Origin of the sequence: Mesorhizobium sp. M0633 (assembly GCF_040320645.1) — a bacterium.
GTDB lineage: Bacteria > Pseudomonadota > Alphaproteobacteria > Rhizobiales > Rhizobiaceae > Mesorhizobium.
The window spans coordinates 99,326-118,386 of sequence record NZ_JAMYQC010000020.1 but is presented as its reverse complement, the minus strand read 5'-3'; the positions used below and the strand labels follow the sequence as shown (position 1 = coordinate 118,386).

Sequence of the window (19,061 nt, the reverse complement as noted above, 5' to 3'; positions counted from 1 at the left end):
GTCATCGGATGCTCCTCTCAAGCTGAAGGTTGACACTTCATGCTCGGAGGCCGATGGCCGTCCGTCACCCCTGATCGATTAAAGCCTCACCGACGCTGCCAACAAAGCTCACGCCTCAAACCCCGCGCCCCTCCCGCGAGCGGGTTCGTTCATTGGCGCAACGTGCTCGTCTGGCAGATGAGACGAACGGCAACTTCCCGCCCATCTCGGCCATTGGCGGCAGCCTGCTGATTGAGTTTTGACCCTAAGGCGCTTTTTGGGACGTGGCCGGTCTCGAAGCAGGTCAGGTACCGAGTTCTTCGACTTCCTCGACGAGTTGCGGACGCTGGTGCAGATAACGCGTCGCCTTGCGCTTGGCGATGATATCGGCCCAGACGCGTTCCACTTGTGAGGCGGCCAACCCCGCCGCCTGCCCCACCACTTCGGCCGCCATGCCGTTGTTGAGACCGTAAAGGCAAATATCCATACGGTCATATGGAAGCGAGAAGTAGAACTCCTCCTGTGTCTGCGCCAGCGAGTAGGTATCGGTGGTCGGCGGCCGGTTCCGGATTTCCTCCGGAACGCCGAGATGGGGCGCCATCGCATAGACCTGCGTTTTATAGAGGTGGGCGATCGGCTTGACGTCCGCGGCGCCGTCACCGTTCTTCACGAAGAATCCCTGATCATATTCCAGCCGGTTCGGTGTTCCAAGAACGGCGAAGTTCAGACGATCAGCATGATAGTATTCGATCTGCTTGCGGGTGCGCTGCTTCATATTGGTAGCGGCGACGACACCGAGATAGACAGGCAACGGCATTCTCAGTTTCGTCTGCTTGCCTTCGGGATCCTGCACCACCAGCGACGAGATATTATAGCCTTGGCCCTCGAGCGCGTTCGCGATCACGATCTTCGAGGCCCAGCCTTCGCCGTATTCCGGGACCAATTCGCGGATGAAGGCGTCGCGGCGCTGGTAGCAGCCCATTGCGCGCAAGGCCGGCCCGATATCTTCCGTCACAGCCTCGACACCAAAAGTTTCGGCGACGAGCCGGCCGAGCCGCAGGCTTTCGGGATCAGAATCGCTTTCCGGCATGAACAGGCAAAGCACATTCCGCGGACCGACGGCACGTGCGGCCAACGCGACCGACACGCTCGAATCGATCCCGCCCGAAAGACCGAGCACAAGGCCCCGCTTGCGAAGCCCGCGCAACTGCTGGCGCAAGGCTGTTACGATACGGTCCGTTTCAGCGGCTGGGTCGATCGCCAGAGCCTTCGCCACAAAGGTCCGCGCGTCCTCGGTCGGGCGAACATTCATTGCGCGGCCTCCATCATCTCTGCCGCAAGCCGACGGCTGACCTTGCCGGTATCGGTCTTAGGCAGCTCGCGGCGGAACTCGATGACCTTGGGCACCATGAAGTCCTCAAGGTGGCGTGCACAGTGACGTATGATATCCTTTTCGCCAAGCGCTGGGTCGGACCGTACGACAAATGCGCCGATCGCATGCCCAAGCACAGCATCCGGCACGCCGAAGACAACCGCTTCCGCGATGCCCGGATGAGCGTGAAGCGCGGCTTCCACTTCCTTGGGCGCCACCTTCTCTCCCCGTGTCTTTATGATGTCGTCCTTGCGGCCGACGAAATAGAGAAAGCCGTCCTCATCGGCCCTGAACAGATCGCCGGTGTAGAGAACCTTCTCCCAAGGGTTCGGGCCTGGGCGCAGGGTTTGTTCCGTCGCAGCTTCGTTTCGCCAATAACCCTGCATGACGTGCGGCCCGCGAATGACCAATTCACCTGCTATGCCCGGCGGCACTCGTTGCCCGTGGTCGTCGACGATAAAGGCTTCGGTGTTTGGAATGGCTATTCCGACCGACCCCGGCCGGCGGTCGAGCTCCTCGGGCGGCAGATAGGTGCAGCGCTTGCATTCCGTCAGGCCATACATCGAATAGAGCCTGACACCGGGAAAAAGGAACCGCAAGCGTTCTATGTGAGCCGGCGGCAAGGCAGCCGCCGTGTTGGAAATATAGCGAAGGCTGGGCAGGAAGCCCGGCGCCAGATCACGCATCTGCAGGATCATCGCTGCCATCGTGGGCACGAGCGGAAGCCCGGTGACGCCTTCCTGGCGGATGCGTTCAAAGACCGCCTGGGGAAAAGCGAAGGACTTCTCGAGCACGAGCGTGGCGCCGAGCCTGACAGCCATCAGCAACTGATAGAGGCCGTAGTCGAAAGCGAGGGGCAGAACATTCAAGATGATGTCGTCGGGCGAGTTGCGCAGGTAGGTGGTGATGGAGTCGGCCGCCGCGTCGCAATTGCGGTGCGTCATCATCACGCCCTTGGGCCGGCCGGTCGAGCCCGAGGTGTAGATCAACATCGCAAGATCGACGTCAACGCCGCGGTGGTCAATCTCCCTGGCTTGGAGCGTCAAGCAATCCGCCAGGGATGTGGCCCCTGCCGGGCATTGGTTATCGGCACCAACGGTGGAGGCCACGAAGATGCCGGTCTTGCCGGACGATCCGCACGCCTCGGCGACCACGGGCATCAGTTTTGCTTGCGTGAGGATCGCAGCTGCGTCGCAATCGGCGATGATGTAGGCCAGCTTTTCGGCCTTGGTGGATGCATTGATCGGACTGAAAGTCGCGCCTGCCTTAAGAACTGCGAAAATCGAAACCGCAGCCTCCCAGCAATTGTCCATGAAGATCAGGACCCGGTCGTCGCGACTGACGCCATTCATGAAAAGGGCGGCGGCCAGACGGCTCGAATGATCGTCCAGCTCTTCATAGCACAGCCTTTTGTGCTCGGTGATCAATGCCGTTTTGGCTGGATGGGCAGCGGCCTTCGCCGTCAGAAAATGTTCGATCCGCACGGACGCTCCTCGCCGATGGCGCCTACGCTGCCAGCGCTTCTGCCTTTGCCTTGATGAAGGCTGAGATGCGGTCAATCGAATCCAGATTGGCCGGTACGATGTCGGCATCGACCATCGCTATGCCGAAATCATCCTCTATAAATGCCACGAGCTCCAACACGGCCGTCGAGTCGATGATGCCGTTCTCGATCAGTGATACGGAGTCTGCAAGCTCGTAGGACGTGTCCCCGTACAGGAAGTTGTCGACGATAAAGGTTTTGACCTTGTCCTTGATTGCTATCATGATTTTTCATTCCCTCGATTTCTCAGGCCGCTCGTGCTGCACCGACCTTTTCGCCGGTGAAAATCTTCTGCCACAGTTGCGTCGACAAAATGCCGACGAAAGCCGCATTGTCGCGGAATCCGGACGCTGGCTGCAAGCGGCATTTCTCGTGCAGGTTCGCCACCGCCTTGGCGTTGAATAGTCCGCCGGCGGCGATGCTCGCTTCGCTCAGTGAGTCGCGTACGTAGTCCAGTTCTCCCGCTCCAACGAAGGAGCGGGCTTCCGGTGCCCGGTAAGGCTGTTTGGTGCGCTCGCGGATGGCCGTCGGAAGCAGGTGCTTTGCAGCTTTGCGCAATATGTGTTTTTCCACCAGTCCCTTCAGCTTCATCTCCGGCGGAAGTCTGGCCGCAAACTCCACCAAGCGATGGTCAAGGAAGGGGAAACGCCCTTCGATACCGTGCGCCATGGCCATGCGATCGCCCTGGCTAGAGAGGATGTAGCCCGGCAGGAGAAAGCGGGTTTCGAGATATTGCGCCTGATGCAGCGGATGCCACCGGGAAAATGCCTCAGGCAACCGGCTGGCCAGGTCCTCGGCTGCGTCATACCCCTTCAATGTCGCGCGCAGGTCACCGGAAAAGAACATCTTCGCCGCTGATGTGGTCTTGAAACGCGGCCGATGCGAGAACAGCGGATCGTCCAGGGCAGCGCTGCCGGTTCCGAAGAACGCAGCCAGGTACTCCACGGACTGCTGTTGCAGGCCCGGCAGATAGGGATAAAGCTTGCGGAACAGTTGTGGCCTGATGCGCGATGCCGGCTGTCGCGCGCAGAAACGGCGAACCCGCGCTTCTTTGAAGACATCATAACCGGCAAAGACCTCGTCGGCGCCTTCGCCTGTCAGCACCACTTTCAAACCGGCCTGGCGAACGAGGCCGGACAATTGATAGAGGGGAGCCGGGGCCGTGCGGATGATCGGCCGCTCGGTAAAGCGGATGACTTCGGGAAACACACCGGCGATATCGCCGGCACGACACGCAATGGTTCGATGCTGCGTGCCAAGTGCCGACGCCATTTCGGTCTGGAAGGCGCTTTCGTCATGCTCGGCGCTGTCGAACGTCACGGAAAATGTCTGCAGCTTAAGAGGGGTCATGCCGGCCGCGAGTGCCGAAACGAGGGATGAATCGAGCCCGCCCGAAAGGTAAGAACCGACCGGCACGTCGGCGCGCATGCGAAGCCTCACCGCGTCGGTCAACAGGGCCTGCAGTTCCTCGGCCGCGTCGTCCTCATTGGTGATCTTCGATGGCGTATCCGGATACGGGTAGTCTAGGTGCCAATATGGTTTGACCGTGACTTGCCCCTGTGTCGCGATCATCACGCTTGCCGGCTCCAGCTCGTGGATGTTGCGGAAAGCCGTGCGTGGAGCGATCGGCGCCCACAGCGTAAAGATCTGGTCGAGTGCAATCGGATCGATTTCGGCCGAGACGCCGGGTACCTTCAGCAGGGCCTTTATCTCCGACGCAAAGTAGAGCACCCCGTCCTTGCTGGTGTAGAACAGCGGCCGAACACCCATGCGGTCTCTTGCAAGCACCATCCGCCGCCGCTGGTTATCCCAAATCGCGAAGGCGAAATCACCGTTCAGGATCGACAGGCAGTCTTCGCCCATCTCGTCATACAGCTGCAGGAGAACTTCGGTATCGCTCGATGTGCGGAAGCGTCGGCCCTTGGCCAGCAGCCCTTCGCGCAATTCCACGTAGTTGAAGATCTCGCCGTTGAACGCAATCGTCAAATTGCCGGTTTCGTCGGACATTGGCTGCTGGCCATCACCAATCCCGATCACCGACAGCCGCGCATGCCCAAGTCCAGCATCGGGCGCTACGAATTTCCCTTGTTCATCCGGCCCGCGATGGGCGATCGCAGACGTCATGCGCGCAAGCAAAGCTTCCGCATCCCGGACTGAACCGAAATAGCCCCCGAATCCGCACATCCACACAGCTCATACTGAACAGCAAGCCACGAAACATAGCGGTCATAAGCGCCTCAAAGGTTAATCGGATACTTTTCAGCGAGCATGTGGTTAACAGGATGTTAGGACAAAATGATGCTTTTGCGGACCGACTTGCGCCCCACTCCAGGTGTCACGCTTGAAGGCGTCACGGCGAGCGATGCAAATCACTGCTTCGAGTACGGCCGGTACCAGTCAACAAACTTCTTCAGCCCGTCCTTTATCGAAACGCTAGGCCTGAAGCCGAAATCCCGCTCCAGCGCGGTCATGTCGGCGTAAGTCTTCTCGACGTCGCTCGCCTGCATCGGCTCGTTGTGGCGGATTGCCTTGACCTCGAGCAGCCTTTCCAGAATGTCGATGAAGTCGCCCAGACGCACCGGCCGGTTGTTGCCGACATTGTAGAGCCTGTTCGGCGGAACGTCAGCCGCCGGCGGCTTGTCGAGCACGGCGACAACCGCCTTCACAACATCGTCTATGTAGGTGAAATCGCGCCACATTTCGCCATTGTTGAAGACCCGGATCGGTTTGCCCTCGAGCATCGCCTGGGTGAACATCCAATAGGCCATGTCGGGACGGCCCCAGGGACCGTAGACCGTGAAAAACCGCAGGCCGGTCTGCGGTATGCCGAACAGATGGGCGTAGGTGTGGCTCATCAACTCATCGGTTTTCTTGGTGGCAGCGTAAAGCGAAACGGGCTTGTCGACCTGATCGGCTTCGCTGAACGGCACGCTGCGGTTGCCGCCATACACCGAGCTCGACGAGGCATAGACCAGATGCTCGAATGCCGGTTCGGCGCGACAGAATTCGAGCACTTCGAGGTGGCCCATGACATTGGAGCGGATATAGAGCCGCGGATTGTCGAGTGAGTGGCGCACGCCCGCCTGCGCGGCAAGGTGCACGATCCTAACGATGCCTTGCCCGGCCAAAGCGGCTGCAAGCGCGCCCTGTTCGGCAATATCGATCTGGTGGAACGAAAAATCCTTATGGGGCAGAAGGCGGGCAAGCCGCCCCTTTTTGAGCGCCAGGTCGTAATAGTCGTTCATGTTGTCGACGCCGACGACCGCTTCTCCCCGGTCGAGCAGATGGTGGCAAACGTGGCTGCCAATGAATCCCGCGGCTCCGGTGACAAGTATAGGCAACAAGCTTCTCCACGCGCATAGCCGGGCCGGTATCTGGAGCGGCAGATCCGGCCCATTTTGTCGTGCTATAGTCGAAAGCCGAGGTGGAGACCACCATTAAGCTGATGCGTCAGCTTGCCTCGCGCATGGCTTCGGCCGCCTGCAGGTCAACCGACACCAGTTGGCTGACGCCTTGTTCGGCCATGGTCACCCCAAACAGCCGGTCCATGCGCGCCATGGTGATCGGGTTGTGTGTGATGATGACGAAGCGCGTTTCGGTCATTGCGGCCATTTCGTCCATCAGATTGCAGAAACGCTCGACATTGTGGTCGTCGAGCGGCGCGTCGACTTCGTCGAGCACGCAGATCGGCGCCGGGTTGGTCAGGAACACGGCGAAGATCAGCGACATCGCCGTCAACGCCTGCTCGCCGCCGGACAGCAGCGTCATCGTCTGCGGCTTCTTGCCGGGCGGGCGCGCCAGGATCTCGAGCCCCGCTTCGAGCGGATCGTCGGACTCGATCAGTTGCAGCTCGGCGGTGCCGCCGCCGAACAGATGCGAAAACAACCGTTGAAAATGGCCGTTGACCACCTCGAAGGCGGCGAGCAGCCGCTCGCGGCCTTCGCGGTTCAGGCTATGGATCGCCTGCCGCAGCTTGCGGATCGCCTCGATGATGTCGTCGCGCTCGGAGACGATGGTCTCCAGCCGGTCCGACAGTTCCTTCTGCTCCTCCTCGGCGCGCAGATTGACGGCACCGAGCCGTTCGCGTTCGACCTTCAGCCGGTCGAGCTGACGCTCGATCTCGGCCATTTCGGGCATCGGGCTGTCGGATTCGAGGCCGGTGTGGCGGATCACCAGATGCGGCGGCGTGTTCAGCGTTTCCTGGATGCGCGCCTCGACTTCCAGCCGACGCTCGTCGGCGGCGGTCAGCCGCTCTTCGGCGCGAACGCGGGATTCGCGCGCCTCGGCCAGCGACTGGATGGCAGCAGTCGCAGCCTTGTCCAGCTCGGACTGCCGGTTCTCCGCTTCCTGCAAGCGGTCGCCCGCTGCCTTGCGCAGGCTTTCGGCCTCGGCGAGCTGCGACAGCAGGGCGCGCCGCTTGGCGTCGATCTCGTCGGGGGCGTCGGCCAGTTGCTCGCGCTCGGCCTCGGCCTCTGCTTTGCGTTCGCCGAGCGCCGCGATCTGCGTCGAGGCGTTTTCGGCGCGCTCGACCCAGTTGCGCCGTTCAAAGCCGATGGCGTCGAGCCGGCGCGCACGTGCCTCGGCTTCCCGCCTCAGGCCCTCGTGAACGGCACGCGCATCGGCAAGGGCGGCGCGGTCGCGGGCGACGTTGGCGGCCGACTGCTCGAGCTGCAATTGCAGATCGCCGAGATCGGGCGCGTCCTGCAGCAGCATTTCCGCCTCGACGAATGCCGCCGCCGTTTCCTCATGGCTGTCGACAATGCGTGCGCGCGCCTCGTCAAGTGCTGCACGCCGGCTCGACAGCTCGCCGCCGGCTTTTTCGGCCTCGGCCAGCGTATTGCGGGCAGCGTCGAGCCCGTGCTGGGCGTCGCGCCCGGCCTGTCGGGCGTTGCGTTCGGCCTCGCTCGCCTGGGCAAGCGCCTGTTCGGCCTGGGCAAGGGCTTGTTCAGCTTCGCGCAGGGTGCGCGTGGCATGGACTGCTTCGGCATCGAGCTCGGCCAGCCGGTTTTTCTGCGCCAGCCGCTGCGCGGCGGCGGTCGGGGCATCGGCGCTGGCGGTGAAGCCGTCCCAACGCCAGAGCGCGCCTTCGCGGCTGACCAGCCGTTGACCGGGAGCAAGCAGCGTCTGCAGCCGTCTTCCGTCGGCGGCTTCGACAATGCCGATCTGGGCCAGCCTGCGGGCCAGCTGTGCCGGCGCACGCACAACGCTGGCGAGGCTCCTTATGCCTTCGGGCAATGCGGCGTCGGCAGGCTGGATTTCGCTCTGGCCCCAATGTACCGGCGCACTGCGGTCGAGCGGCACGTCGAGATCTTCGCCAAGCGCGGCACCCAGCGCCGTCTCGTAGCCACGCTCGACGCTGATCTGCTCCAGCACCGAGGGAAATAGATCGCCGCTGGCGGCGTTGAGGATCTTGGCCAGCGTGCGGGCCTCGGTTTCGATCCGCGCCAGCTCGGCCTTTGCGTCCTGAACCGGTGGGCGGGCAGCACTTTCGCCTGCACGCGCCTCGGCGACCGCCTGTTCGGCGGCAATGGCGGCTGCCTCAGCCTCTTCGAGCAGCGCCAGCGCCTGATCGACCAGCAGCCGCTTCTCGGCGGGATCGGGCAGGCCGGCGACCCTGGAGACGATCTCCGACAGTTCGCGGTCGACATCGGCAAGCTGGCGGGCAAAGCGGTCGCGGCGCTCAGCGGTGTCGCGCAGCGTCCGTTCGATCTGGTTGCGCGAGGCGGCAGCCTCCGCCCGTTCGGCGGTCAGCGCGGCGAGCCTGGCCTCGCTCGAGGCAAGTGTCGATGCCGCCTGCTCGAAAGCCGCGCGGGTGCTGGCCTCGCGCTCGGCGGCGCCGGCGTTTTCGGCGTTGAGCGCGGCTTCTTCGGCGGCGAGGCGTTCGAGGATATCCGCATTGTCGCGGACCATGCGCTCCTCGCGGGCAAGGTCGCCATCGAGCTGTTGCAGTCGGCGGTCGAGCTCAGCCTGGCGGGCGCGGATGCGGCCTGCCTCTTCCTCGATCTGCGCCTTGGCGATCGATAGACGCTGGAAGGCGGCGGCGGCAGCGGCTTCCGCATCGCGCAGGTCCGGCAGCCGGTGGGCGTTGATGCCTTGTTCCCTGGCGGCAGCCATCTGGGCGGCGGCACGGTCGCCGACCAGCGCGGTGGCAATCGCCAGCGCCGAACGCGCTTCGCCTTCCTGCGTCTTGGCCAGCGTCCAGCGCAGATGCAGCAGCGTCGCTTCGGCCTTGCGGATGTCGGCCGACAGGTTCTTGAAGCGCGAGGCCTGGCGGGCCTGGCGTTTCAGGCTTTCGATCTGGCTTTCCAGCTCGCCGACGACGTCGTCCAGCCTTTCGAGGTTCTGTTCCGCCGCCTTCAGCCGCAGCTCGGCTTCGTGGCGGCGCGTATGCAGGCCGGAAATTCCGGCCGCCTCTTCCAGCAGCGCGCGGCGCGCCTGCGGCTTTGCCTGGATCAGCTCGCCGATGCGGCCCTGGCCGACCATCGAGGGCGAGCGGGCGCCGGTCGACTGGTCAGCGAACAGCAGCTGCACGTCCTTGGCGCGGGCTTCCTTGCCGTTGATGCGGTAGAGCGAGCCGGCCTCGCGCTCGATGCGGCGCGAGACCTGCAATTCATCGGCGTCGTTGAAAGCGGACGGCGCGGTGCGGTCGCTATTGTCGAGGAAGAGCGTGACTTCGGCGGTGTTGCGGGCCGGACGCGTTCCCGAACCGGAAAAGATCACGTCGTCCATACCGGACGCACGCATGTTCTTGTAGGAGCTTTCGCCCATAACCCAGCGCAGCGCCTCGACCAGGTTCGATTTGCCGCAGCCGTTCGGCCCAACGATGCCGGTCAGGCCGCGTTCGATGACGAACTCGCCGGGTTCGACGAAGGATTTGAAGCCGAGGAGGCGAAGGCGCGAGAACTTCATTCGCGCCGGCCCATAGCCAAGTTCCGCAAAAGTCTTCCGCGGCTTTGCGACAAGAACCCGCGGCACAACAAAAAGCCGCGCACGCCGAAGCGCAGCGGCTTCGGCGTCGCCGAAACGTCAGAGCAGAGGGTCGATGATGGCCGACATTTCCGCAATCGACATCGCCCCTTTGTAGGTCTTTCCGTTGATGAAAAAGGTCGGTGTGGAATCGACCTTGAATTCGTCGGCGCCGCGCTTCTGGACGGATCTCACATCGTCCAGAAGTTTCTGATCCGTCAAGCAGGCCTCGAAGGACTCCTGTGTAAAACCGGCAAGCTTGGCGATTTGCAGCAGTGCGTCCTTGGTATTGTTCACACCAACCCAGTTCGCCTGCTGCCTGAACAGCACGTCGACCATCGGGAAATAATTGTCCTTGGAGCAGCGCGCCAGCATGAAACCGGCTTCGGCGCTGGGATCGAACGGAAATTCGCGCAGGATGTAGCGGGCCTTGCCGGTGTCGATATATTTCGTCTTCAGCTCCGGAAAAGTGGTTTCGGCGAAATGCGCGCAGTGCGGGCAGGTCATCGAGGCATATTCGACGATGGTGACCTTTGCGTCGTCCTTGCCGAGCTGCATGTCGGGCAGCGCGCCCGGCTTCAACAAGGCCGCCATGTCCACCGTACCCTGAGCTTCCGGCGCCTTGGCGGCGGCTGGAGCGGCCGGCTTCGCAGGGTCGGCGGGTTTCGTCGAATCGGCGGGGGCCGCAGGCGTCACATCCTGCGCCTCGGCTTTCTCGCCCGAGTCGCTGCATGCGGCAAGCAGAGCCACCGCTGGTATGGCGGCCAGCGAAGACAAGAGGTTTCTGCGGGACAAGGAGCGGATCATACGAATCACCTGGCAATAGTTGGATTTTGCAATGCAAAGGCTACAAAAAGCGAGAGTTGGCGCGAATTAAGGCATTGCCGTCCCTATTCCAATCGCCAAGTTCGAGCATGCCATCACGATAGCGCGAGATCACGGCTTCTTTTGGCCGAGAATGGTGGCGCCAAGCCGCTCCAGCGAGGCGCGCAGCCCGTCGTCCTCGATCAAACCGACCGCGCCTGACAGCTTCGCCTTCTCGGCCACGGTCAGCGGCCGCAAACTGGGTTTCGGCTTTTCCCGGCCCGTCATTACCGGCTTCTGCACGATCCTGATCCGGCCGATCGCATTGAAACCGAGAAACGCATTGACCCGGTTGATGATCTCGCCGGTCTCGTGCTGCAGATGCAGTGCCGCCACACCCTCGCAGGCAATGACCAGCACCGCCGGCTCGAACGGATCGTCCTCATGCATGCGGCGCGGCCACTGGATCTTTTCCGGGCGCGAGCGGCCGGCAAGCCGCGGCCCGGCAATCTCTTCCCACGACTGGACCAGCCCGATCGACATGCCGGCCCGCTTGCGCAGCACCGGGTCGAGTATCTCGGTTGCGAGATCGCTCACCGGAACGGGATTGCCGAAGGGCCTTTTCCCTGCCATGTGCGTTCTCCAGCTTCAGCACCAGTGGATTAGGGCCGATCCTCGATCAATGGCACTGCACGACCAGACCCGCAAGGCCGTATCCGGAGACGATGGCGAGATCGCGTTCCGGCTGCTTGGCTGGTACGACGCGCATCACCGCGACCTGCCCTGGCGCGTTCCGCCGCGCGCGCTGGCAGGCGGCGCGCGGCCCGATCCCTATCTGGTCTGGCTTTCCGAGGTAATGCTGCAGCAAACCACGGTCGAGGCGGTAAAATCCTATTTCCGGGCTTTCGCGCAGAAATGGCCGACGGTCGAAGCACTGGCGGCGGCACCGACCGAAGACATCATGAAGGCCTGGGCCGGGCTCGGCTATTATTCTCGCGCCCGCAACCTCAAAGCCTGTGCCGATCTCGTCGCGCGGCAAGGCGGTCGCTTTCCGGACAGCGAGACCGGTTTGAAGGAACTGCCCGGGATCGGCGCCTACACGGCGGCGGCAGTCGCGGCGATCGCTTTCGACCGGCCCGCCGCCGTCGTCGACGGCAATGTCGAGCGGGTCGTCTCACGGCTGTTTTCGATCGCCACGCCGCTGGGCGAGGCCAAGGGCGAGATACGCGGCCATGTCGAGCGCATGGTCCCCCGGACAAGGCCGGGTGACTTCGCCCAGGCGATGATGGACCTGGGCGCGACGATCTGCACGCCGCGCCGGCCCGGCTGCATGCTTTGCCCGGTACGGCAGGATTGCAGCGCGACCACCTCAGGCGACCCCGAACGCTTTCCGGTCCGCCTGCCAAAGGCCGAAAAACCCTTGCGCCGCGGCGCCGCTTTCGTTGCCGTCAGGGGCGACGGCGCCATCCTTTTGCGCAAGCGCGCGGATAAAGGCCTGCTCGGCGGCATGACCGAAGTGCCCACGACCAGCTGGACCGCGCGGATCGACGGCGCCACCACCGATGCGGCAGCCCCGTTCTCCGGCGACTGGCGGCGGGCCGGACGCATTGGCCATGTCTTCACCCACTTCGCGCTCAAACTCGACGTGTTCAAGGCGGAGACCGACAGCGCCGCCCCGGCAGGGCATTTCTGGTCGCTGGCGCATGAAATTTCCGGGGAAGCGCTGCCGACCGTCATGAAAAAGGTAATCGAAGCGGCGATACCGGGCGCGACGACGAAGCAGCGGCCGCATTGAAAGAGAGAAGAATGACTGAAATCCGCCACATCGTTTTCGACATCGGCAAAGTGCTGATCCACTACGATCCGAACCTGCCTTTCAGCCGCTTGATCCCCGATCCCGACGAACGGAAATGGTTCTTCGACAATGTCTGCACGCATGACTGGAATATCGAGCAGGACCGCGGCCGCAGCTGGGAGGAGGCCGAAGCGCTGGCAATCGCGGAGTATCCCGAGCACGCCGAAAACGTCCGCAATTTCCGCCGGCACTGGCACGAGATGGTGCCTCATGCCTATGAGGACAGCGTCGCCATCATGATCGGCCTGATCGACAGCGGCCATGACGTGACGATGCTGACCAATTTCGCCGCGGATACGCTTGCCGAGGCCCGCGAGCGTTTCGATTTCCTCAATCGGCCGCGCGGCGTGACCGTTTCCGGCGACATCCGCCAGATCAAGCCGGATCGCGCCATCTATGATCACCACGTCGCCGCGTTCGGCCTCGATCCGGCAGCCACGCTGTTCATCGACGACAGCCAGAAGAATGTCGACGGCGCCAAGGCGGCCGGTTGGCAGGCTGTGCTGTTCACCGACGCCCAGACGCTCAAGGCGGACCTTGAGCGATACGGCATCGCGACCTGACCGGAATTCAAAATGGGCAAACTTTTTTTAACCTTTGATCCCGACTGGCCAATACTCGATGCTGATATCGAGCATGGCCATTTTCGGGGACGTGGCTCCGCAAATTTTCCAACGAACGACGTAAGGGAATTTCTCGCGTCGCTGCGAGCCTATCCCCTTTAGCGCGCAACTCTGGCACTGAGTTCGCCCGGCTTGATAAATATCTCGGTCTTCCCGGCAGACGGTGTCGGCCATTTGACCGTCCAGATTGAGGTTGCGGAAGAGATCCAGGCCCGTGATTTTACACGCGTTCGGCTTCGTACGGACTATTCGCGTCTGGCCCGCTTCACCAGCCAGCTTTCACTGATGGCCAAAGGTGAGTTGACCGAAATTATTTTGGAGGAAGATAAGGCCTGATCCTACGATCAGGCCCCTGCCCGCTCCATGCCCAGCCGCGCAATGCGGCGAAGCTCGTCGATCGGTGTCAGGCCGCCGCTGCGCTCATAATGCCAGAAGGTCCAGCCATTGCAGGCGTCGAGCCCCTGGACTTCCGCACCGATCTTGTGGATCGACCCGGCACTGTCGCCGATCGCCAGCGTGCCGTCGGCGCGCACTTTTGCCGCCCAGCGCTTCTTGGCGTCGTAAAGCGTGGCGCCTGGCGCCACCAGGCCATTGTCGAGAAGCGTGACGAAGGCGACGCGCGGCTCAGCGCGCTTGCCGGTCAGTACCGTCAAATTGGCGCCTTCCAGCGGCCGGACCGCATCGATACGTTCCATGGCGGCATCGATATAGGTTTGTTCGCGCTCGATGCCGACGAAGTGGCGGCCAAGCCGCTTGGCCACAGCCCCGGTGGTTCCTGAACCGAAGAACGGGTCGAGCACGATGTCGCCCGGCCTGGTCGATGCCGTCATGACGCGGGCAAGCAACGCTTCCGGCTTCTGCGTCGGATGCAATTTGTCACCATTGTCGTTCTTCAGGCGCTCGCCGCCGGTGCAGATCGGAAACAGCCAGTCCGAGCGCATCTGGACGTCGTCGTTCGATGCCTTCAGCGCCTCGTAGTTGAAAGTGTAGCCCTTGCCCTTCTGGTCGCGCGATGCCCAGATCATCGTCTCATGCGCGTTCTGGAAACGGCGGCCACGGAAATTGGGCATTGGATTGGTCTTGCGCCAGACGACGTCGTTGAGGATCCAGAAGCCCAGGTCCTGCATCTTTGCCCCGACCCTGAAAATATTGTGGTAGGAGCCGATAACCCAGATCGTGCCGTTGGGCTTCAACACACGGCGCGCCGCCAGCAGCCAGGCGCGGGTGAAGGCGTCGTAGGCCTCAAAACTGTCGAACTGGTCCCAATGGTCGTCGACGGCATCGACCTTGGATTGGTCGGGCCGGTGCAGATCGCCATCGAGCTGCAAATTATAGGGCGGATCGGCGAAGATCACGTCGATCGACTTTTCCGGCAGCCGTTCGAGCGCGGCGACGCAGTCGCCCTTCAGGATCGTATCCAGCCACTCGGATTGCTGGGGAGCATCGGAAAGCTCGTCGAGAAGACGCACGGCAGACATTGTGACACCCAAGGCACGCGTTACTGTTTACTGTCCGTTATGGTTACCGATCAGCGTAAATATTCAGTGAAGCAGCCCGCCGAATTTGCGAAGCCCGGCCTGTTGGTGTATGCCGCGCCGCCTGAGCCGTTTGGACCAAAGGGCCCTCGGCATTCCCCTCATCCCGCTTTCCGGATCACCATGCCCCAGCCAGACCTTGTCATCTTCGATTGCGACGGCGTGCTCGTCGATTCCGAAATCATCGCCGCGCGGATCGATGCCGAGCTGTTGACCTCGGCCGGCTACGAGATATCGGCCGAGGAGATTTCCGAGGTCTATGCCGGGTTGACTTTCAAGGACATCATGATGCGGGTCGAGGAAAAGTCCCGGATCCCGTTCCAGGCCTCGCTGATCGACAAGGAGGAACAGCTGGTCGATCGTCGGCTGCGCAGCGACGTGCGTGCCATCGACGGGGCGCACGAGGCTGTCGCCGCGGTAGCAGTGCCGCGCTGCGTCTGTTCGAATTCGCGTTCGGAGCGAATCGAATTCATGCTGGAGAAGGTGCAGCTTTTGCCGTTCTTTGCCGGCCGTATCTTTTCCTCGCTGGAAACCCCGACCGGGAAATCCAAGCCGGCGCCGGACGTGTTTCGGTTCGCCGCGGAAAAGCTCAAGGCCGATCCTGCGAACACCTTTGTCATCGAGGATTCGGTGCATGGCGTCACCGGCGCCAAGACGGCGGGAATGCGCGTCATCGGCTTCACCGGCGCGGCGCACAGCTATCCCGGCCACGCCGATGCGCTGACCGAGGCCGGCGCGGAAACGGTCATCCGCCGCTGGGCGGAACTGAAAAGCGTGATCGCCGCGCTGTCGGAATGGTCGGCGGACGCCTGAGAGGCCGCCTCCAACCGCCGTGGCGCGAATGCAGCGGCTCAGTTGGTCGCGGCGGCTTTCTTCTTCCTCGGCTTGTCTGTCGCTACTTTCGGAGCGCCCTCGTCATACCCGGCATATGCCTGGTAGTCCTTCGCCGTCGGCTCCGGAACGACGACGTTGGAATCGGTGAAGACGAACTGCGTGGCACTCGAAGGATCGGTAACCTGGACCTGATAGGAGTGAAGCTGCGAATAGAGAACTTCGGTGCCGTGCATCACCGCGATGCGGATCGGCATGGTGATGGAGCCGGGGGTGAACATCGGGCCAGGCACGACCTTGCCGGCGACGGCTATCTTCATCGACAAGGAGCCGTTGGCGCGGCTGCAGTCGCGGGTCACATCGGTGATCGAAGCCTGATAGATGATCTTGGCGGAATCGTCCGGCTGATCGGCGCCAGCCGCGTCCGCTGCCGGCTGGGCGGCTTCCTCGGCGGCAACATCGGTTTTTTTCTTCGGCTTCGGACCGCTCTTGGCGTAGGTATTGAAGAAGGCAGTGCCGTCACGCAACGTCACTTTCGGGCAATAGGCCTGCAGCTGGCTGGAAAGCACCTTGGGATCGGGTGGCGGTGGCGGTGTCGTATCCTTTTTGCCGAAGCCGAGAATTCCATTGTCGCTCGATTGGCAACCTGCGGCGGCAAGCATAAAGCCGGCGAGCGCCAGACCCGCGACAAAACGACCGTTGAATGAATGAAACGCCATGAACTGCACTTCCCTCTCGCAAAGCCGGTGACGTATATCAACCGCGCGGCAAAAATGCGACTGAGCCTGCGCAGAAATCCACCACCTCGCGGCGGGCGAAAATTCCCGGCAGCAATGGAAACGTGACGATGCAATATGTGAGTACCCGCGGGGAAGCGCCCGCGCTTGGATTTTCCGACGCGGTGCTGGCCGGACTGGCGCGCGACGGCGGGCTCTACCTGCCGAGCGCCTGGCCGCATTTTTCCGCAGCCGAGATCCGCGCCATGCGCGGCCTTGCCTATCCCGATCTTGCCATCCGTGTGCTGTCGCCGTTCCTCGGCGGCGAGATCGCGGCGCCGGTGTTCGAACGGCTGGTGCGCGAAGCCTATGCGACCTTCCGCCATGAGGCCGTCTGCCCGCTCGTGCAGACCGGGCCGAACAGCTTCGTGCTCGAGCTGTTCCACGGCCCGACGCTCGCGTTCAAGGACGTGGCGATGCAGCTTCTTGCGCGGCTGATGGACCATGTGCTGGCCGAGCGCGACCAGCGCGCCACCATTGTCGGTGCCACCTCCGGCGACACCGGAGGGGCCGCCATCGATGCCTTTGCCGGGCGCAACCGCACCGACATCTTCGTGCTTTTCCCGTACGGCCGCGTCTCGCCGGTACAGCAGCGGCAGATGACGACCTCGACCGCCGCAAACGTCCATGCGTTGGCGATCGAAGGCAATTTCGACGACTGCCAGGGCCTGGTAAAGGCCATGTTCAACGACCACGGTTTTCGCGACCGGGTATCGCTGTCCGGCGTCAACTCGATCAACTGGGCCCGCATCATGGCCCAGATCGTCTATTATTTCTCGTCCGGCCTGTCGCTCGGCGCGCCCGACAGGCCGGTTTCCTTCACCGTGCCGACCGGCAATTTCGGCGACATCTTCGCCGGCTATGCCGCCAAGAAGATGGGGCTGCCGATCGAACGGCTGATCATCGCCACCAACGACAACGATATTCTGGCGCGCACGCTGGCGACCGGCGAATACCGCATGAAGGGGGTCTTTTCGACCACGTCGCCCTCGATGGACATCCAGGTGTCTTCGAACTTCGAACGCTTGCTGTTCGAAGCGTCCGGCCGCGATGCCTCGACCGTACGGCGCTACATGAACGGGCTCAAGCAGTCCGGCGCCTTCACCATCGAGCCCGGCGAAATCGCCAAGATCCGCTCCGAATTCGACGCCGGCCGCGCCACCATGGACGAGGTCGCCGCCACCATCCGCACCACACTTGCGGCGAGCGGCTATCTGCTCGACCCGCATACGGCCGCGGCCGTGCATGTGGCCGCCGGCAAGGCTGCGGGTGAGGTGCCGATGGTGGTGCTGGGCACTGCGCACCCGGCAAAGTTTCCCGCCGCCGTCGAAGCCGCCAGCGGCGTATCGCCTGCCCTGCCTGCATGGCTAGGCGGGTTGATGAGCGCCCAGGAAAAATACACGGTACTTCCATCCGACCTGAAAATGGTGGAAGATTATCTCGGCCGCCACACGCGGGCGGCGCGTTAGGGAGTAATTGCCATATGGGTGTTGAGGTAAGCCGTCTGTCGAACGGCCTGACAGTCGCCACCGAAACCCTTCCAAGCCTCGAATCTGTTGCCCTTGGCGCCTGGGTCAAGTCGGGCGCACGCAACGAGCGTGACGAAGAGCACGGAATGGCGCACTTGCTCGAGCACATGGCTTTCAAGGGCACCAGGCGGCGAAGCGCCTTCGAGATCGCCTCGGAGATCGAGGACGTCGGCGGCGAGATCAATGCCGCCACCAGCGTCGAGACGACCTCCTATTATGCAAGGGTTCTAAGCGACGACGTGCCGCTGGCCGTCGATATCCTTTCCGACATCCTGCAGGAATCCGAATTCGATCCGCAGGAGTTGGAACGAGAGCAGCATGTGATTCTGCAGGAGATCGGCGCCGCGCACGATACGCCCGACGACGTCGTTTTCGATCACTTTACCGAGACCGCCTTCCGCCACCAGACTATCGGCCGCTCGATTCTTGGCACGCCGGAAACCGTCAAATCCTTCACTTCGAAGCAGCTGCACGACTTCATCGAACGACAGTACGGCGCCGAGAACATGGTGATGGTGGCGGCCGGCGATATCAAGCACGACGATTTCGTGCGGGAGGTCGAAAAGCGTCTCGGCAGCTTCCGCGGCAAGGCCGACGGCACCATCCCGCAATATGCGCAGTATGTCGGCGGCGATTTTCGCGAGGACCGCGACCTGATGGACGCCCAGATCGTGCTGGGTTTCGAGGGCCGCGCCTATCACGTCCGCGATTTCTATGCCTCCCAGGTCCTGTCGATGATCCTGGGCGGCGGCATGTCGTCGCGACTTTTCCAGGAAGTCCGCGAGAAACGTGGCCTGTGCTATTCGGTCTATGCCTTCCATTGGGGTTTTTCCGACACCGGCGTCTTCGGGGTCCATGCGGCGACCGGACAAAGCGATATTGCCGAGCTGGTGCCTGTGATCATCGACGAGCTGCAAAAGGCCGGTGAAAACATCCTGCAGGAGGAGCTTGACCGGGCGCGTGCCCAATACCGCGCCGGGCTGATCATGTCGGCCGAGAGCCCGGCCAGCCGCGCCTCGCAGATCGCCAGGCAGTTGCTTCTGTTCGGCAGGCCGATCGCCAAGGAAGAGCTGATGGAGCGGCTGGCGGCGTTGACTGTCGAGCGGCTGACGGATCTGTCGTCCCGGCTTTTTTCGACCAAGCCGACGCTTACAGCCGTCGGGCCGGTGGGTACGCTCGCGCCCTATGAGGCAATCCTCGATTCGCTTTCGGGCACGCAGACCACTGCCCGTAAGCTTGCCGTCTAAG

At 62.7% G+C, this 19,061-nt stretch carries 16 protein-coding genes; 6 read left to right on the top strand and 10 right to left on the bottom strand.

The window, feature by feature from the left end:
* Positions 1-283: 283 nt before the first annotated feature.
* From nadE to NKI47_RS21080, 8 genes are all read right to left on the bottom strand, one after another.
* Positions 284-1,291, bottom strand: a complete 1,008-nt coding sequence (gene nadE, locus NKI47_RS21115) for an NAD(+) synthase (RefSeq protein ID WP_023674164.1) — start codon at positions 1,289-1,291, stop codon at positions 284-286.
* The gene (locus NKI47_RS21110; protein ID WP_023674163.1) at positions 1,288-2,835 is read right to left on the bottom strand and encodes a class I adenylate-forming enzyme family protein; all 1,548 of its coding nucleotides are present in this window, start codon (positions 2,833-2,835) and stop codon (positions 1,288-1,290) included. Before NKI47_RS21110 ends, nadE begins: the two co-directional genes overlap by 4 nt.
* Before the next feature lie 22 nt (positions 2,836-2,857).
* Positions 2,858-3,121, bottom strand: a complete 264-nt coding sequence (locus NKI47_RS21105) for an acyl carrier protein (RefSeq protein WP_156937255.1) — start codon at positions 3,119-3,121, stop codon at positions 2,858-2,860.
* 19 nt (positions 3,122-3,140) lie between these two features.
* Entirely contained in the window at positions 3,141-5,078 is a 1,938-nt protein-coding gene (gene asnB / locus NKI47_RS21100) for an asparagine synthase (glutamine-hydrolyzing) (RefSeq protein WP_352593412.1), read from the bottom strand.
* A gap of 185 nt (positions 5,079-5,263) precedes the next feature.
* The gene (locus tag NKI47_RS21095; RefSeq protein ID WP_352593409.1) at positions 5,264-6,235 is read right to left on the bottom strand and encodes an NAD-dependent epimerase/dehydratase family protein; all 972 of its coding nucleotides are present in this window, start codon (positions 6,233-6,235) and stop codon (positions 5,264-5,266) included.
* 109 nt (positions 6,236-6,344) lie between these two features.
* Positions 6,345-9,803 (bottom strand): chromosome segregation protein SMC, encoded by a 3,459-nt coding sequence (gene smc / locus NKI47_RS21090; protein WP_352593407.1) that lies wholly within the window; start codon positions 9,801-9,803, stop codon positions 6,345-6,347.
* 117 nt (positions 9,804-9,920) lie between these two features.
* Positions 9,921-10,667, bottom strand: coding sequence for a DsbA family protein (locus tag NKI47_RS21085; RefSeq protein ID WP_352593404.1), 747 nt, complete (start codon positions 10,665-10,667; stop codon positions 9,921-9,923).
* A gap of 129 nt (positions 10,668-10,796) precedes the next feature.
* Positions 10,797-11,297 carry a DUF721 domain-containing protein gene (locus NKI47_RS21080; RefSeq protein WP_352593401.1) on the bottom strand — a complete coding sequence of 167 codons (501 nt, stop codon included), beginning with the start codon at positions 11,295-11,297 and terminating at the stop codon, positions 10,797-10,799.
* 49 nt (positions 11,298-11,346) lie between these two features.
* On the opposite strand from NKI47_RS21080, the gene mutY reads away from it, so the two are divergent.
* From mutY to NKI47_RS21065, 3 genes are all read left to right on the top strand, one after another.
* Entirely contained in the window at positions 11,347-12,459 is a 1,113-nt protein-coding gene (gene mutY / locus NKI47_RS21075) for an A/G-specific adenine glycosylase (RefSeq protein WP_352593398.1), read from the top strand.
* Positions 12,460-12,470: 11 nt separating this feature from the next.
* The gene (locus NKI47_RS21070; protein ID WP_352593395.1) at positions 12,471-13,082 is read left to right on the top strand and encodes an HAD family hydrolase; all 612 of its coding nucleotides are present in this window, start codon (positions 12,471-12,473) and stop codon (positions 13,080-13,082) included.
* Between the two features lie 192 nt (positions 13,083-13,274).
* Complete coding sequence (locus NKI47_RS21065) at positions 13,275-13,478, top strand: hypothetical protein (RefSeq protein WP_352593392.1); 204 nt, start codon at positions 13,275-13,277, stop codon at positions 13,476-13,478.
* 8 nt (positions 13,479-13,486) lie between these two features.
* On the opposite strand, the gene NKI47_RS21060 is transcribed toward NKI47_RS21065, so the two are convergent.
* The gene (locus NKI47_RS21060; RefSeq protein WP_023674154.1) at positions 13,487-14,620 is read right to left on the bottom strand and encodes a site-specific DNA-methyltransferase; all 1,134 of its coding nucleotides are present in this window, start codon (positions 14,618-14,620) and stop codon (positions 13,487-13,489) included.
* Between the two features lie 180 nt (positions 14,621-14,800).
* On the opposite strand from NKI47_RS21060, the gene NKI47_RS21055 reads away from it, so the two are divergent.
* Complete coding sequence (locus tag NKI47_RS21055) at positions 14,801-15,490, top strand: HAD family hydrolase (protein WP_023674153.1); 690 nt, start codon at positions 14,801-14,803, stop codon at positions 15,488-15,490.
* 38 nt (positions 15,491-15,528) lie between these two features.
* Here NKI47_RS21055 and NKI47_RS21050 read toward each other — a convergent pair whose 3' ends face one another.
* Entirely contained in the window at positions 15,529-16,227 is a 699-nt protein-coding gene (locus tag NKI47_RS21050; protein ID WP_352593389.1) for a hypothetical protein, read from the bottom strand.
* A 128-nt stretch (positions 16,228-16,355) separates the two neighbouring features.
* Here NKI47_RS21050 and thrC point away from each other — a divergent pair, with 128 nt between their 5' ends.
* Positions 16,356-17,753: a threonine synthase gene (thrC, locus tag NKI47_RS21045; RefSeq protein WP_352593386.1), complete on the top strand. Its 1,398-nt coding sequence runs from the start codon at positions 16,356-16,358 to the stop codon at positions 17,751-17,753.
* 14 nt (positions 17,754-17,767) lie between these two features.
* On the top strand, positions 17,768-19,060 hold the full coding sequence (locus NKI47_RS21040) for a M16 family metallopeptidase (protein WP_023674150.1): 1,293 nt from the start codon (positions 17,768-17,770) through the stop codon (positions 19,058-19,060).
* The last annotated feature ends 1 nt before the right edge of the window (position 19,061 follow it).

Bases quoted from the DNA above. Each gene is read 5' to 3' on its own strand.
- mutY (WP_352593398.1), top strand. From the start codon at position 11,347: ATGGCACTGCACGACCAGACCCGCAAGGCCGTATCCGGAGACGATGGC.
- NKI47_RS21060 (WP_023674154.1), bottom strand. From the start codon at position 14,620: ATGTCTGCCGTGCGTCTTCTCGACGAGCTTTCCGATGCTCCCCAGCAA.
- NKI47_RS21080 (WP_352593401.1), bottom strand. From the start codon at position 11,297: ATGGCAGGGAAAAGGCCCTTCGGCAATCCCGTTCCGGTGAGCGATCTC.
- thrC (WP_352593386.1), top strand. From the start codon at position 16,356: ATGCAATATGTGAGTACCCGCGGGGAAGCGCCCGCGCTTGGATTTTCC.
- NKI47_RS21050 (WP_352593389.1), bottom strand. From the start codon at position 16,227: ATGGCGTTTCATTCATTCAACGGTCGTTTTGTCGCGGGTCTGGCGCTC.
- NKI47_RS21040 (WP_023674150.1), top strand. From the start codon at position 17,768: ATGGGTGTTGAGGTAAGCCGTCTGTCGAACGGCCTGACAGTCGCCACC.
- NKI47_RS21070 (WP_352593395.1), top strand. From the start codon at position 12,471: ATGACTGAAATCCGCCACATCGTTTTCGACATCGGCAAAGTGCTGATC.
- asnB (WP_352593412.1), bottom strand. From the start codon at position 5,078: ATGTGCGGATTCGGGGGCTATTTCGGTTCAGTCCGGGATGCGGAAGCT.
- nadE (WP_023674164.1), bottom strand. From the start codon at position 1,291: ATGAATGTTCGCCCGACCGAGGACGCGCGGACCTTTGTGGCGAAGGCT.
- NKI47_RS21055 (WP_023674153.1), top strand. From the start codon at position 14,801: ATGCCCCAGCCAGACCTTGTCATCTTCGATTGCGACGGCGTGCTCGTC.
- NKI47_RS21085 (WP_352593404.1), bottom strand. From the start codon at position 10,667: ATGATCCGCTCCTTGTCCCGCAGAAACCTCTTGTCTTCGCTGGCCGCC.
- smc (WP_352593407.1), bottom strand. From the start codon at position 9,803: ATGAAGTTCTCGCGCCTTCGCCTCCTCGGCTTCAAATCCTTCGTCGAA.